The 14,347-nt window shown below is 63.3% G+C and carries 12 protein-coding genes; 8 read left to right on the top strand and 4 right to left on the bottom strand.

The genetic code is table 11. From position 1 onward, the window contains the following. Positions 1 to 28: 28 nt before the first annotated feature. Together ACF8GF_RS07985 and catR are read right to left on the bottom strand one after the other, a co-directional pair. Entirely contained in the window at positions 29 to 796 is a 768-nt protein-coding gene (locus ACF8GF_RS07985) for an SDR family NAD(P)-dependent oxidoreductase (RefSeq protein WP_012051983.1), read from the bottom strand. Between the two features lie 188 nt (positions 797 to 984). Further along, positions 985 to 1,857, bottom strand: a complete 873-nt coding sequence (catR, locus tag ACF8GF_RS07980) for an HTH-type transcriptional regulator CatR (RefSeq protein ID WP_274148270.1) — start codon at positions 1,855 to 1,857, stop codon at positions 985 to 987. Between the two features lie 135 nt (positions 1,858 to 1,992). On the opposite strand from catR, the gene ACF8GF_RS07975 reads away from it, so the two are divergent. The 5 genes from ACF8GF_RS07975 (at position 1,993) to ACF8GF_RS07955 (ending at position 7,277) form a co-directional block, all read left to right on the top strand. After that, on the top strand, positions 1,993 to 3,114 hold the full coding sequence (locus tag ACF8GF_RS07975) for a muconate cycloisomerase family protein (protein ID WP_176682458.1): 1,122 nt from the start codon (positions 1,993 to 1,995) through the stop codon (positions 3,112 to 3,114). A gap of 21 nt (positions 3,115 to 3,135) precedes the next feature. Then, positions 3,136 to 3,426 (top strand): muconolactone Delta-isomerase, encoded by a 291-nt coding sequence (gene catC, locus ACF8GF_RS07970; protein WP_010954550.1) that lies wholly within the window; start codon positions 3,136 to 3,138, stop codon positions 3,424 to 3,426. 43 nt (positions 3,427 to 3,469) lie between these two features. After that, positions 3,470 to 4,405: a catechol 1,2-dioxygenase gene (gene catA, locus ACF8GF_RS07965; protein WP_392487912.1), complete on the top strand. Its 936-nt coding sequence runs from the start codon at positions 3,470 to 3,472 to the stop codon at positions 4,403 to 4,405. Between the two features lie 115 nt (positions 4,406 to 4,520). Next, complete coding sequence (locus ACF8GF_RS07960; protein WP_392487911.1) at positions 4,521 to 5,015, top strand: GNAT family N-acetyltransferase; 495 nt, start codon at positions 4,521 to 4,523, stop codon at positions 5,013 to 5,015. Positions 5,016 to 5,177: 162 nt separating this feature from the next. Further along, entirely contained in the window at positions 5,178 to 7,277 is a 2,100-nt protein-coding gene (locus ACF8GF_RS07955; protein WP_392487910.1) for a putative bifunctional diguanylate cyclase/phosphodiesterase, read from the top strand. 14 nt (positions 7,278 to 7,291) lie between these two features. Here ACF8GF_RS07955 and ACF8GF_RS07950 read toward each other — a convergent pair whose 3' ends face one another. Next, complete coding sequence (locus ACF8GF_RS07950; protein WP_339534927.1) at positions 7,292 to 8,116, bottom strand: aldo/keto reductase; 825 nt, start codon at positions 8,114 to 8,116, stop codon at positions 7,292 to 7,294. 243 nt (positions 8,117 to 8,359) lie between these two features. Between ACF8GF_RS07950 and ACF8GF_RS07945 the strand changes: the two genes are divergently transcribed. After that, complete coding sequence (locus ACF8GF_RS07945) at positions 8,360 to 9,238, top strand: DMT family transporter (protein ID WP_010954509.1); 879 nt, start codon at positions 8,360 to 8,362, stop codon at positions 9,236 to 9,238. Positions 9,239 to 9,297: 59 nt separating this feature from the next. Here the strand turns inward: ACF8GF_RS07945 and ACF8GF_RS07940 are convergent, their stop codons facing one another. Further along, positions 9,298 to 10,203: a LysR family transcriptional regulator gene (locus ACF8GF_RS07940; RefSeq protein WP_021782048.1), complete on the bottom strand. Its 906-nt coding sequence runs from the start codon at positions 10,201 to 10,203 to the stop codon at positions 9,298 to 9,300. Between the two features lie 386 nt (positions 10,204 to 10,589). Between ACF8GF_RS07940 and katG the strand changes: the two genes are divergently transcribed. Then, positions 10,590 to 12,845, top strand: a complete 2,256-nt coding sequence (katG, locus tag ACF8GF_RS07935; protein ID WP_392487909.1) for a catalase/peroxidase HPI — start codon at positions 10,590 to 10,592, stop codon at positions 12,843 to 12,845. A 157-nt stretch (positions 12,846 to 13,002) separates the two neighbouring features. Then, positions 13,003 to 14,214: a M24 family metallopeptidase gene (locus ACF8GF_RS07930; protein WP_392487908.1), complete on the top strand. Its 1,212-nt coding sequence runs from the start codon at positions 13,003 to 13,005 to the stop codon at positions 14,212 to 14,214. Positions 14,215 to 14,347 lie beyond the last annotated feature (133 nt).

The following is a 14,347-nucleotide window of genomic DNA, read 5'->3' as shown; positions in this document are numbered from 1 at the left end:
ATCGTTCTCCTGCCGGTTGTTCTTGTAATCAGAGGGCGGTGTAGCCATTGTCGGCAAACAGGTGCGCGCCGTTGACGAAACTGGCGTCGTCACTGGCCAGGAACAAGGCTGCGCTGGCGACTTCCGAGGGTTGGCACAAGCGCCCCTGGGCGGCAGCGATGGCCTGTTCGCTGACGTCTACGCCATGCTTGCGCAACATGTCGATCTCGCGCAGGCCGTGGGCGGTGGCGATGAAGCCCGGGCAGATGGCATTGGCGCGAATGCCTCGGTCGCGAAACTCCACAGCGATGGCCCGGGCGAACATATGCGTGGCACCCTTGCTGGTGCAATACAGCACCTCCATCGGCGTGCCCACCACTGCCGAGATTGATGAGGTGCAGACGATACTGCCGCCGCCGGCCGCAAGCATGCCCGGCAACACCGCGCCGGTGACCAGGAACATGCTCTTCACGTTCACGGCCATGATCCGGTCCCATTCTTCTTCACTGGTTTCCAGGAAGGGCATGGCCGACAGGATGCCCGCGTGGTTCATCAGCACGGTGATGTGGCCGAAGGCCTCTTCTACGGCCGCCACCGCGGCCTTCACTTGCTGTGCGTCCGAGACATCGGCGGCAGCGAAGATGGCCTGGTAACCTGCATCACGCAATCGCCTTGCAACTTCGGCGCCCTTGCTGCCGGGCAGGTCGACAATGCCCACCCTGGCCCCTTCTGCCGCGAACAGCTCCGATGCGGCCAGCCCGCAGCCACCCGCACCGCCAGTAATCAGCGCCACCTTGCCGTTAAGACGTCCAGCCATGTTCGACTCCCGATGATTTTTGATTGACTGTCTTGAGCCCGGGCGTTTCGCGATTCGCGTGCTGGAGCATGAAACAGATCATCGGGAACATCCATATACCGATGGGTATACGGGGCACGCATAGGCAATGGGGCAGGGCTATACAGTCCCTGTGGGGCGCGCCCGCTCCCACAAGGTGCATGGTGTGTTCATATGGCCTGTTGCTCGATCAACGCCAGGCACCGCTGCACGATCGGGCTTACATCACCCTTGCGTCGGCTGAGGATGATCGGGCTGACGGCGCCGCTATCAAGCAGGTCGACATACTCGATATCGGTACGGTGCTGCTGCTGTACCGATGCCGGCACCAGAGTCACGCCGACGCCAACCGCTACCAGGCCGATGGCGGTCTGCAATTCGTTGGCCCACTGGCTGACACGAATGCTCATGCCGTGGTGGGCGAACAGCGCCAGCACGTGGTCGGCATAGCTGGGCCGGGGATTGGCCGGGTAGAGGATGAACGCTTCGCCAGCCAGTTGGGCCAGGCTGAGCGGGCGGCCCGCCAGGGGGTGGCCCTTGGGCAGCACGGCCACCAGTGGGTCCTCGCACAGCACCTGCTGGTGAATCACTGGGTCGTCGATGCGAATGCGCCCGAAGCCAATGTCGATACGCCCGCTTTTCAGCGCCTCCACCTGTTGCAAGGTGGTCATCTCGTTCAAGCCCAGTTCCAGCTCGCTGTCCTGGCGCAGCTCGCGGATCAGCTCCGGCAGCACGGTGTACAGGGTGGAGGGCGCAAAGCCGATGCCCAGCCACTGGCGCTGGCCCTGGCCGATGCGGCGGGTGTTGTCGCTGATGTTCTGCAACTGCTGCAGCACAGTGCAGGTCTGCTCGTAGAAGAAGCGGCCGGCTTCGGTCAGCCGCAGCGGACGTTCGCGCACCACCAGCAGGGTACCGAGCTGGTCCTCCAGTTGGCTGATCTGCCGACTCAGTGGTGGCTGGGCGATGTGCAGCAGCTCGGCGGCGCGGGTGAAGTTCAGGGTCTCGGCCAAGACTTTGAAGTAACGCAGGTGGCGCAGCTCCATCAGACCTCCAGGGTATGGTGGGAGATTCATTTGATATTGGACGGTCGTCAGGGTCTCGCGCAATCCTTCAACAATCAAGTAAACGCATCACTCGGGCCTGCAACTGAAAGCCCGACCTGACGGGACCTGGCAACAATGACAAGCGCGCTGATTGAACACATAGATGCAATTATCGTCGATCTCCCGACCATTCGCCCGCACAAGCTGGCGATGCACACCATGCAGCAGCAGACCCTGGTGGTATTGCGCCTGCGCTGCAGCGATGGCGTGGAAGGCATCGGCGAAGCCACCACCATCGGTGGCCTGGCTTATGGCTACGAAAGCCCCGAAGGCATCAAGGCCAATATCGACGCGCACCTCGCCCCGGCGCTGATCGGCCTGCCAGCAGACAACATCAACGCCGCCATGCTCAAGCTGGACAAGCTGGCCAAGGGCAACACCTTCGCCAAGTCCGGCATCGAAAGCGCCTTGCTCGACGCCCAGGGCAAACGCCTGGGCCTGCCGGTCAGCGAACTGCTGGGGGGGCGCGTGCGTGACAGCCTGGAAGTGGCCTGGACCCTGGCCAGCGGCGACACCGCTCGCGATATCGCCGAAGCCCAGCACATGCTGGACATTCGCCGGCACCGGGTGTTCAAGCTGAAAATCGGCGCCAACCCGGTGGCCCAGGACCTCAAGCACGTGGTCGCGATCAAGCGCGAGCTGGGTGACAGCGCCAGCGTGCGGGTCGACGTCAACCAGTACTGGGACGAGTCCCAGGCCATCCGCGCCTGTCAGGTACTGGGCGACAACGGCATCGACCTGATCGAGCAGCCGATTTCGCGCGTCAACCGCGGTGGCCAGGTGCGCCTGAACCAGCGCAGCCCGGCACCGATCATGGCCGATGAGTCGATCGAAAGCGTCGAGGACGCCTTCAGCCTGGCCGCCGACGGCGCCGCCAGCATCTTCGCCCTGAAAATCGCCAAGAATGGTGGCCCGCGCGCGGTGCTGCGCACTGCACAGATCGCCGAGGCCGCTGGCATCGCCTTGTACGGCGGCACCATGCTCGAAGGTTCGATCGGCACCCTGGCTTCGGCCCATGCATTCCTCACCCTGCGCCAGCTCACCTGGGGTACGGAGCTGTTCGGGCCGCTGCTGCTGACCGAGGAGATCGTCAACGAGCCGCCGCAATACCGCGACTTCCAGCTGCACATCCCCCATACCCCAGGCCTGGGCCTGACGTTGGACGAACAGCGCCTGGCGCGCTTCGCCCGTCGCTGATCAGCAAGCAAGGAGATAACCATGTTGTTCCACGTGAAGATGACCGTGAAGCTGCCGGTCGACATGGACCCGGCCAAGGCCGCCCAGCTCAAGGCCGACGAAAAGGAACTGGCTCAGCGCCTGCAGCGCGAAGGCATCTGGCGTCACCTGTGGCGCATTGCCGGGCATTACGCCAACTACAGCGTGTTCGATGTGCCCAGCGTCGAGGCGTTGCATGACACGCTGATGCAGCTGCCGCTGTTCCCGTACATGGACATCGAGGTCGACGGCCTGTGTCGGCATCCCTCGTCTATCCACAGCGACGATCGCTGATTCGCACCTGTATGCCTGACAAGAACAATACGAGGTAAGCACGATGACCGTGAAAATTTCCCACACTGCCGACATTCAAGCCTTCTTCAACCAGGTGGCTGGCCTGGACCATGCCGAAGGAAACCCGCGCTTCAAGCAAATCATTCTGCGCGTGCTGCAGGACACCGCTCGGCTGATCGAAGACCTGGAAATTACCGAGGACGAGTTCTGGCACGCCGTCGACTACCTCAACCGCCTGGGCGGCCGTAATGAGGCGGGCCTGCTGGCTGCTGGCCTGGGCATCGAGCACTTCCTCGACCTGCTGCAGGATGCCAAGGACGCTGAAGCCGGCCTTGGCGGCGGCACCCCGCGCACCATCGAAGGCCCGTTGTACGTTGCCGGGGCGCCGCTGGCCCAAGGCGAAGTGCGCATGGACGACGGCACTGACCCAGGCGTGGTGATGTTCCTTCAGGGCCAGGTGTTCGATGCCGACGGCAAACCGTTGGCCGGTGCCACCGTCGACCTGTGGCACGCCAACACCCAGGGCACCTATTCGTACTTCGATTCGACACAGTCCGAGTTCAACCTGCGCCGGCGTATCATCACCGATGCCGAGGGCCGCTACCGCGCGCGCTCGATCGTGCCATCGGGGTATGGTTGCGACCCGCAGGGCCCAACCCAGGAATGCCTGGACCTGCTCGGCCGCCACGGCCAGCGCCCGGCGCACGTGCACTTCTTCATTTCGGCACCAGGGCACCGCCACCTGACCACGCAGATCAACTTTGCGGGCGACAAGTACCTGTGGGACGACTTTGCCTATGCCACCCGTGACGGGCTGATCGGCGAACTGCGTTTTGTCGAGGATGCGGCGGCGGCGCGCGACCGCGGCGTGCAAGGCGAGCGCTTTGCCGAGCTGTCGTTCGACTTCCGCTTGCAGGGTGCCCAGTCGCCTGACGCCGAAGAGCGAAGCCATCGGCCGCGGGCGTTGCAGGAGGGCTGAGTCCGAGGTTTTGTCACTGTGATTTTGCCTGGGGCTTTCCGTGCGGGGAGGTCCCGGGCTTTTTGCTGCAAGGGCCTGGTGATCTAGAATCGTCCTTTTGCTCAGGCCCCACACCATGCTCCCCCTCGCGCTGCTGCCAACCACCATCGACCAGGCTCCGCTGATCCGCAATCTCTACCAGTTCTATTGCTACGAGTCCTCCGACTGGGAGCAGGAAGACGTCGAGGCGGATGGCCGCTTCTACATCCACGAGCAGCACCTGCAACGTTACTGGCAGGACGACGGCTGGGGCGCGTATCTGGTGCTGGCAGACGGGTTCATCGCCGGCTTCGTGCTGGTCGAGCGCAGCGAACTGCCTGGCATCGATGCGCAGGAGCTTGCCGACCTGTTCATCTTGAAGAAGTACCGTCGCCAGGGCATCGGCCAAGCGGTTGCGTTGCAGTTGCTGGGGGGCAAGGGCGACTGGCTGCTGCGCTGCTACGCACAGGATCTGGCCGCCGTGGCTTTCTGCAATGCAGTGCTGGCGAGCCTGCCGCGGCCGGCGCAGGCTATCGCTTTGGGGGATGAGCCGGGCTTGCTCAATTTTCTGGTGACTGGCACCCGCCATTGAGGGGGCGTGCGCTTTCGTTCGGCCTGATAACGGGAAGCGTCATTTTTGTGAGTTGCTTCACAAAATTTTCATTGGCAGCATAATGCCATTATCGCTTTCCAAGACCCGGCCGCCGCTTGCCGGGGTCCCTTTTCATGCGTTTCGAAAGTTCAGGTAAAGTTCATGTCGCTCGCAGCAAACCCCGACATCATGTACCGGCTATTGATCCAGAGCGTGGTGGATTATGCCATCTACCTGCTTACCCCTGAAGGTATCGTCGCCAACTGGAACCCCGGCGCCCAGCGCGCCAAGGGGTACCATGCCGAAGAAATCGTCGGCCAGCACTACTCTGTGTTCTACACCGATGCCGAGCGCGCAGCCGGGTTGCCGACATTTAACCTGGAGCAGGCGCGCAGCACCGGACGCTTTGAAGAAACGGGCGCACGCCTGCGCAAGGACGGTACGGCCTTCCACGCCCATGTGGTCATCGAAGCGGTATACGACGATGCCGGACACCTGGTGGGTTTCGCCAAGGTCACCCGCGACATTTCCGAACGCCACCGCCAGGAACTCGAACTGCTGCAGGCCAAAGAGCTGGCCGAGCAGTACAGCCAGGAGATGGCCAAGCTGTCGCAGTTCCTCGATTCGGTCATTGCCAACATTCCCGCGAGCGTCATCGTCCAGGACCTGGAAAGCCAGCGCATCCTGTTGGCCAACCAGCAGGCCGAACGCCTGTTCGGCGGGCCGCAGCGCAGCATGATCGGCCAGTTGCCCCGGGAATGCCTGGCACCGGCTGCCGGTGACTACCTGGAGCAGCAATTCGTGCGTGGTGCCCGCAGTACCAAGGGGCACGCCGCCGAAACCCGCGTCGACACTGCCCGTGGCCCCCGCACCCTGCGCAGCCGTACCCTGCTCAGCCAGAGCCGCGAGGGGCAGGCCGATTACGTGTTGTTCGTGGCTGAAGACGCCACCGAAGAGCTGGCCGCCCATGCGCAGATTCACCACATGGCGCACCATGACGCGCTCACCGGGCTGCCCAACCGGACGCTTTTCCACGAACGGCTGCGTCAGGCCTTGTTGCGCGGCAGCGAAAACGCCAAGCTGACCGCTGCCCTGTGCCTGGACCTGGACAACTTCAAAAACATCAACGACTCCCTTGGCCATGCCTTTGGCGACAAGCTGCTACGCGAGTTGGGCAAGCGTCTGCGCCGCGAACTGCGTGAGCACGACACCTTGGCCCGCCTGGGTGGCGATGAGTTTGCCGTGGTGCTGACGGGCCTGGAAGGGCGGGATGCCGCATGTAATACCGCGCAGCGCCTGATCAAGGCCATCAGCCCGCCGTTCCAGATCGAAGGGCATCAGTTCGCGGTGGGGGTGAGCATCGGCATCGCCATCGCGCCTGATGACAATGACCAGGCAGAGCAACTGTTGGGCTACGCCGACATGGCGCTGTACCAGGCCAAGCGTAACGGCCGTAATCGTTATGAATGCTTCGATGTCGAACTGGACGTTGCCGCCCGCCAGCGCCGCCTGGTGGAAACCGACCTGCGCACAGCGCTGCACCTGGGGCAGTTGCAGCTGCACTACCAGCCGGTAGTCGATCATCAAACCAGCAGCGTTACCGGTTATGAGGCGTTGCTGCGCTGGGAACACCCGACCCGGGGCATGGTCATGCCGATGGATTTCATCCCCATTGCCGAAGAAACCGGGTTGATCCACGAGTTGGGCAACCGTGCGCTGAATCTGGCCTGCCAGGAGGCGGCCAGTTGGGACGGTGAGCAGACGGTGTCGGTCAACCTGTCGGCGGTGCAGTTCAAGAACGGCGATCTGGTGCATACCGTCGCCCTCGCGCTGGCCGACTCGGGCCTGCCGCCGCAGCGACTGGAGCTGGAAATTACCGAATCGGTGCTGCTGGGCAACAGCGAGGAAAACGTGCGCACCTTGCGCGCCCTGAAAGACCTGGGCGTGTCCATTTCACTGGATGACTTTGGTACGGGCTACTCATCGCTGGGCTACCTGCGCTCGTTCCCCTTCGACCGGATCAAGATCGACAAGTCGTTTGTGCATGACATGTGCGACAGCCGCGAGGCCATGTCGATCATTCGCGCCATTACCGAGCTGTCCAACAGCCTGATGATCAAGACCACGGCCGAAGGCGTGGAGTCGGAGGAACAGATGCGCCGGCTCGCGGCGGAAGGGTGTTCGCACTTCCAGGGCTACTTTTACGGGCGGCCGGCACCGGCGAGCGAGCGGTTGAAGCAGGTCATCACGCAAGAACAATGACTTGCGCGGCGGCCTCAGCTGTTCCAGTCCGGGGCAAACGGCGGGCTAACCACGCGCTGGTCTTTCGGCAGCCCGGCGATGGCTGCGCGGTCTTCGTCATCCAACTGCACGGTCAACGCGGCCAGGTTGGCCAGCTGGTTTTCGCGGCTGCTGGCTTTGGGGATCGCCGCCACGCCGTCCTGGTCCAGCAGCCATTTCAGCGCTACCTGGCTGGGAAGCACGCCATGCTTGCGGGCAATCGCCTGGATCACCGGCTGCGCCGCTGCCTGGCCGCGTGCCAGCGGGGTATAGGCGGTGAGCAACAAATCATGGCTGCGGGCGAAGTCGAGTAGCGGCTGCTGGTTGAGCAGAACATGGTACTCCACCTGAATCGCCGACAACGGCGCGCCCAGGGTTTCCACCACCTGGCGCAGTAACCCCAATGGGAAGTTGGCCACGCCAATGTGGCGCGCCTTGCCTTCGTCACGCAGGGCTACCAGGGTGTCGATGCTGCGGGCCAGGTCCCAGTCTGTGCCTGGCCAGTGGATGTGGAACAGGTCGACCTGTTCGGTACCCAGCGCGCGCAGGCTGTCTTCCAGCGACTGACGCATGGCTTGGGGCGCCAGACGGTCCCACCAGACCTTGGTGGTCAGATGGATCTGCTCGCGTGGCACGGCGCTGTCACGCAGCGCCTGGCCAACGGCCGCTTCGTTTTCGTAGGCGGTGGCGGTGTCGATGTGCCGGTAACCCACGTCCAGTGCCTGGCGCACGGCCTGGGTGCATTCACTGCCGGTCATTGGCCAGGTGCCCAGGCCGATGGCGGGCAGGTCCAGGCCGGTTCGGGTGGTGAGCCGTTGCATGTAAATTCCTTGTAGGGTGCAGGGGGCGGTCGATGGTCAGCGATCAACCGTGCACGGGCCATGCATGCCAGGTGGAAAGTGGTCGATCAGCGAACAGAAATTGCACTTGGCCGGGGCAAGCGGCAAATGAACTTCCTTATTCTGCGGCATCTCTTCTAGAATCCCAGCTGTTTCATCCGCCGGGCAATGCCTGCGCGTCCTTCCCCGGGCGCGGCTTGCTGCCGCGCCGTCATCGAGAGAGCCATGAGTTCCAGCACACCGCTGTCCGGCGTCAACCAACCCCTGCGCGGCATCGCGTTGGTGGTGGTGGCGACGTTCCTGTTCGCCAGCCACGATGCCTTGTCCAAATTTCTGGGTGGCCTGTACCCGATAGTCATGGTGGTGTGGGCGCGTTATGTGGTGCACACGTTGCTGATGGCCGGCATCTTCCTGCCCAAGTCTGGGCTCAACGTGTTGCGCACCCGCCGGCCGGTATTGCAGACCTTGCGGGCCCTGAGCCTGCTGAGCACCAGCCTGCTGTTCACGACCGGCTTGCAATACCTGCCACTGGCAGAGGCCACGGCCGTCAACTTCCTTGCCCCGGTACTGGTCACCGCGCTGTCGGCGCCGCTGCTGAAAGAGCGAGTGACAGTCGGGCAGTGGGTGGCGGTGGTGATGGGCTTTATTGGCGTGCTGGTGGTGGTGCACCCTGGCGGGGCGATGTTTACCCCGGCCATTCTGTATCCGTTCGGTTCGGCGTTGGGCTTCTGCTTCTATCAGTTGCTGACGCGCATTCTGGCGGCGCATGACAGCCCGACCACCAGCAACTTCTATGCGGGGTTGTGCAACACCTTGGCGATGAGTGCGCTGGTGCCGTTCTTCTGGGAGGTCCCGCGCTGGGACCATGCCCTGTTGATGCTGGCACTGGGCGGCTTTGGCATGACTGCGCACCTGCTGTTGACCCAGGCCTTCCGCCATGCAGCGCCAGCGTTGCTGGCACCGTTCAGCTATTGCCAGATCGTGTTTGCCGGGTTGCTTGGCTTCGTGGTCTACAGCCAGGTGCCGGATACCCTGAGCCTGGTAGGGATTTTGGTGATCTGTCTCAGCGGGCTCGGTGCAGCGTGGATGCAGCGCGGCAAATAGTAGCCGCGTGCTTCAGGCTGTACGGGCGGTAGGCGCAGCGTTGCGCTGCGAAGAGGGCATCACTGCGTGGCCATGAACTGCAGGATGCGGTCGCGCAGCCAGCGCTCGGCGGGGTCGTTGTCCTGGGCGCCGCTCCAGACCATCGACAGCTCGGCCTCGGTGATGTCGAACGGCGCCGGGTCGGCGCGCAGGCTGCCGTCGTCGGCGAGAGCGCAAGCGGCATAGTCCGGCACCGTGGCGATCAGCTCGGTGTTGCGCAGCAGGGCGCGCAGGCTACCGAACTGCGGCACCGCCAGCACCACCTTGCGGCAACGACCGATGCGTGCCAGATCGAGGTCGATGTTGCCGCTCATGTCACCGGAGAACGACACCATCACATGCGGGCGGGCGCAGTATTCGTCGAGGGTCAGCGGCCCCGGGCGGTCGTCGGCGCGCAGCACCCGTACGCCGATGTCGCGCAGCTTGCGGCGTTTGGCGGTGGCCGGTAGGTCGGTGGTATAGCTCACGCCTACCGAGATCTCGCCGCTGGCCAGCAAGCCGGGCATCAGCAGAAAGTTGGCCCGCCGCACTACCACGCTGATCTCCGGGGCCTCTTCACGCAGGGCCTGCAGCAGAGCCGGAAACAGGCCGAACTCGGCATCATCGGAAAGCCCCAGGCGGAACACGTTGCAGCTGTTGGCCGGGTCGAATTCGCGGGCGCGACTGATGGCGGCGGAAATCACGTCCATGGCCGGGCCAAGTTCGGCAAAGATCTGCAGGGCCCGTGGCGTGGGTTCCATGGCCCGGCCGTTGCGTATCAGCAGCGGGTCGTCGAACAGTTCGCGCAGGCGGGCGAGGGCGGCGCTGACGGTGGATTGGGTGATAAACAGCTTTTCGCCGACGCGGGTCAGGTTGCGTTCGATCATCAGGGCTTCGAACAGCACCAGCAGGTTCATGTCGACGCGGCGCAGGTCGTTGCGGTTCATGAGGGCTCGGCGTCCGGGGCAAAGGGTATGGCTGTGTATTGAAGCACGGTGCCGGGCCTTGTGCCTTGTATGGATGTGCCGGCCTCGTCGCGGGCTTGATCGCGAAGCGGTCGATACAGGCCAGTGCCTGACAGAGCCAGCCTATCAGGCTCCAACAGCCACTCTATTAGAACTCTGCCCAAGCTCGACTAGTCTTTCCCGTGGCCCCGCGAATTCCGCGACCGGGCAGCGCGTCAGCACCTGTGTGCAAGACCGTGGCCCCCCGGCGTGACAGCTTCGCAAGCCCCGTGTACACCTGATGAGGGGTAGTACGAGCCCACCCGCTCGGCTGAAAGAACACTGGCATAGACCGGAAATCTGGATAACCGACCCAAAGGTACCCGCAGATGTCGAACGAATCGAAATGCCCGTTCCATCAAACCGCAGGTGGCGGCACCACCAACCGTGACTGGTGGCCTGACCAGCTCAACCTGAGAATTCTTCACCAGCATTCCTCCAAGTCCAGCCCTGACCCGGACTTCGACTATGCCAAGGCGTTCAAGAGCCTCGACTTCCAGGCCCTGAAGAAAGACCTGACCGCCCTGATGACCGACTCGCAGGACTGGTGGCCGGCCGATTTCGGCCACTACGGCCCGCTGTTCATCCGCATGGCCTGGCACAGCGCCGGCACCTACCGCATTGGTGACGGCCGTGGGGGGGCGGGCTCCGGCCAGCAACGCTTCGCCCCGCTCAACAGCTGGCCGGACAACGTCAGCCTGGACAAGGCCCGGCGCCTGCTGTGGCCGATCAAGCAGAAGTACGGCAACAAGATTTCCTGGGCCGACCTGATCGTACTCACCGGTAATGTTGCCCTCGAATCCATGGGCTTCAAGACCTTCGGCTTCTCCGGCGGGCGTGCCGACGTGTGGGAGCCGGACGAAGACGTGTACTGGGGGTCGGAAAAGGAGTGGCTGGGCGGCGATACCCGTTACGGCAAGGATCAGGCCAAGGCGCAGGCGCCAGGGCAGGGTGACCTGGTGGCCGAGCCGGCCAAGCATGGTGAAGAGCAGAATCGCAACCTGTCGGCCGAGCGTAACCTGGAAAACCCGCTGGCCGCCGTGCAGATGGGCCTGATCTACGTGAACCCGGAAGGCCCGGAAGGTAACCCCGACCCCGTGGCCTCAGGCAAGGACATCCGTGAAACCTTTGGTCGCATGGCCATGAACGATGAAGAAACCGTGGCCTTGATCGCCGGTGGGCACGCGTTCGGCAAGACCCACGGTGCCGGCCCCGCCGACAACGTCGGCCCCGAGCCGGAAGCGGCAGGCCTGGAGATGCAGGGCCTGGGCTGGCACAACACGTTTGGCTCCGGCAAAGGCGGGGATACCATCACCAGTGGCCTGGAAGTGATCTGGACCTCCACCCCGACCCAATGGAGCAACGAGTACCTGAATAACCTGTTCGACTTTGAGTGGGAGCTGACCAAAAGCCCGGCCGGCGCGCACCAGTGGCGGCCGAAAGACGGCAAAGGCGCAGGCACGGTGCCAGATGCACACGATCCCGGTAAAAGGCATGCACCGTCGATGTTGACCTCCGACCTGGCATTGCGCTTCGACCCCATCTACGAGCCGATCGCCCGCCGTTTCAAAGACAACCCTGACCAGTTGGCGGATGCGTTCGCCCGTGCATGGTACAAGCTGATCCACCGCGACATGGGCCCGCTGGCGCGCTATCTGGGCCCGGAAATGCCCAATGAAGAGTTGCTGTGGCAAGACCCGTTGCCCAAAGCTGACCCATCCACGATCAGCGAGCAAGACATCGCGACACTCAAGGCCAGAATCCTGGCCTCGGGTTTGAGCGTGGGCGAACTGGTCTCCACCGCATGGGCATCCGCGTCGACCTTCCGCGGCTCCGACAAGCGCGGTGGTGCCAACGGCGCGCGTTTGCGCTTGGCCCCACAGAAGGACTGGGCTGCAAACCAGGGCGTGGACAAGGTGCTGGCGGCATTGGAGAAGATCCAGGGCGAGTTCAACAGCAGCGGCAAGAAGGTTTCCCTGGCTGACCTGATCGTGCTGGCCGGTACCGCGGCAGTCGAAAAAGCTGCCAAGGATGCGGGCTACAGCGGCAGCGTAGGGTTCCGCCCGGGCCGAGTCGATGCGTCGCAGGAGCAGACTGACGTCGAGTCGTTCGCCGTGCTGGAACCGCTGGCCGATGGCTTCCGCAACTTCACCAAGGCACGCTACAGCGTCAAGGCCGAGAAACTGTTGCTGGACAAGGCGCAGTTGCTGACCCTGACCGCGCCAGAGCTGACCGTGCTGATCGGTGGCCTGCGGGTGCTCGGTGCCAACCATGGTGGCAGCAAACTCGGGGTGTTCACCGACAAGCCGGGAACGCTGAGCAACGACTTCTTCCGCAACTTGCTGGATATGAGCGTGGAGTGGAAACCCACCTCGGCGGACAACGAGACCTTTGAAGGGCGCGACCGCAAGACCGGGCAGGTGAAGTGGAGCGGTAGCCGGGTCGATCTGGTGTTCGGTTCGCATGCGCAGTTGCGGGCGTTGAGCGAGGTGTATGCCAGCAGTGATGGGGGTGACAAGTTTGTCCGGGACTTTGTGGCCGCCTGGCAGAAGGTCATGGAGCTGGACCGCTTTGATTTGAAATAGCGTTGCCTGGCGGGGGGCGCTCAGCGCCCCCTTGGCCACTGGTTATTCCGCCAATTCCAGGTCGGATAGATACAAAAGTGTCCTCGTCGGTTCTGTTGCAATGCTTCTCAGGCGGCCGGCCTGAACAGCGTGCTCACAACGACAAGGAACCCCGACCATGCAAATGCCCAAGACCCTGAAAATCCGCAATGGCGACAAGGTACAACCAACCTTCTCCGCTCAGGAATACGCTGCTCGCCACGCCCGGCTGCGGGCCTATATGGCTGAGCAGGACATCGAGGCGGCAATCTTCACCTCGTATCACAACGTCAACTACTACAGCGATTTCCTCTACTGCTCGTTCGGCCGCCCTTATGCGCTGGTGATCACCCAGGACAAGGTGGTCTCGATCAGCGCCAACATTGACGGTGGGCAACCCTGGCGGCGCACGGTGGGCACTGACAACATCGTCTACACCGACTGGCAGCGCGACAACTACTTCGTCGCCATCCAGCAGGCGTTGCCGCTAGCCTCGCGCATCGGCGTGGAGTACGACCACCTGAACCTGCAGAACCACGGCAAATTCGCCGCCTGCTACCCCAAGGCCGAGCTGGTGGACATCGCTGCGCCGTGCATGCGTATGCGCATGATCAAGTCGGCCGAGGAGCAGGCGCTTATCCGTCACGGTGCGCAGGTGGCCGACATCGGCGGGGCGGCAGTGGTCGAGGCCTTGCGTGAGCATGTGCCCGAGTACGAGGTGGCACTGCATGCCACCCAGGCGATGGTGCGCGAAATTGCCAAACGCTTCCCCGACGCCGAGCTGATGGACACCTGGACCTGGTTCCAGTCCGGGCTCAATACCGATGGCGCGCACAACCCGGTCACCAGCCGTCGTGTGGGCAAGGGCGAGATCCTCAGCCTCAACTGTTTCCCCATGATCGCCGGTTATTACACTGCGCTGGAGCGCACCCTGTTCCTTGACCACTGCCCGGACGAGTACCTGCGCCTGTGGCAGGCCAACGTCGAAGTGCACGAAGCCGGGCTGCAACTGGTGCGCCCAGGCATGCGCTGCAGCGATATCGCCCGCGAACTGAACGAGATCTTCCTGCGCCACGACCTGCTGCAGTACCGCACCTTCGGGTATGGCCATTCGTTCGGCACGCTCAGCCATTACTACGGCCGTGAGGCGGGGCTGGAGCTGCGCGAGGACATCGATACCGTGCTGGAGCCGGGCATGGTGGTGTCGATCGAGCCGATGATCATGCTGCCTGAAGGGCGACCGGGGGCGGGCGGTTATCGCGAGCATGACATCCTGATCGTCAACGACAACGGCGCCGAGAACATCACCAAGTTCCCGTATGGGCCGGAGCACAACATCATTCGCAAATAAGCATCGGCGTCGGCTGCTTCGCGGGTGAACCCGCTCCTACAAAGATTTCACCGTTTTCGTAGGCGCGGGTTCACCCGCGAAAAGGCTGGCCCAGACAACAAAAGATCCCCGTATGACCACCAGACCCTGCCTC

The sequence above is a fragment of the Pseudomonas sp. yb_5 genome, from assembly GCF_043103865.1.
Classification (GTDB): Bacteria; Pseudomonadota; Gammaproteobacteria; order Pseudomonadales; family Pseudomonadaceae; genus Aquipseudomonas; species Aquipseudomonas putida_Y.
This window is presented reverse-complemented; position numbering and strand designations above follow the sequence as displayed.

Bases quoted from the DNA above. Each gene is read 5' to 3' on its own strand.
- ACF8GF_RS07975 (WP_176682458.1), top strand. From the start codon at position 1,993: ATGACAAGCGCGCTGATTGAACACATAGATGCAATTATCGTCGATCTC.
- ACF8GF_RS07985 (WP_012051983.1), bottom strand. From the start codon at position 796: ATGGCTGGACGTCTTAACGGCAAGGTGGCGCTGATTACTGGCGGTGCG.
- ACF8GF_RS07945 (WP_010954509.1), top strand. From the start codon at position 8,360: ATGAGTTCCAGCACACCGCTGTCCGGCGTCAACCAACCCCTGCGCGGC.
- ACF8GF_RS07930 (WP_392487908.1), top strand. From the start codon at position 13,003: ATGCAAATGCCCAAGACCCTGAAAATCCGCAATGGCGACAAGGTACAA.
- ACF8GF_RS07950 (WP_339534927.1), bottom strand. From the start codon at position 8,116: ATGCAACGGCTCACCACCCGAACCGGCCTGGACCTGCCCGCCATCGGC.
- catA (WP_392487912.1), top strand. From the start codon at position 3,470: ATGACCGTGAAAATTTCCCACACTGCCGACATTCAAGCCTTCTTCAAC.
- ACF8GF_RS07960 (WP_392487911.1), top strand. From the start codon at position 4,521: ATGCTCCCCCTCGCGCTGCTGCCAACCACCATCGACCAGGCTCCGCTG.
- catR (WP_274148270.1), bottom strand. From the start codon at position 1,857: ATGGAGCTGCGCCACCTGCGTTACTTCAAAGTCTTGGCCGAGACCCTG.
- katG (WP_392487909.1), top strand. From the start codon at position 10,590: ATGTCGAACGAATCGAAATGCCCGTTCCATCAAACCGCAGGTGGCGGC.
- catC (WP_010954550.1), top strand. From the start codon at position 3,136: ATGTTGTTCCACGTGAAGATGACCGTGAAGCTGCCGGTCGACATGGAC.
- ACF8GF_RS07940 (WP_021782048.1), bottom strand. From the start codon at position 10,203: ATGAACCGCAACGACCTGCGCCGCGTCGACATGAACCTGCTGGTGCTG.
- ACF8GF_RS07955 (WP_392487910.1), top strand. From the start codon at position 5,178: ATGTCGCTCGCAGCAAACCCCGACATCATGTACCGGCTATTGATCCAG.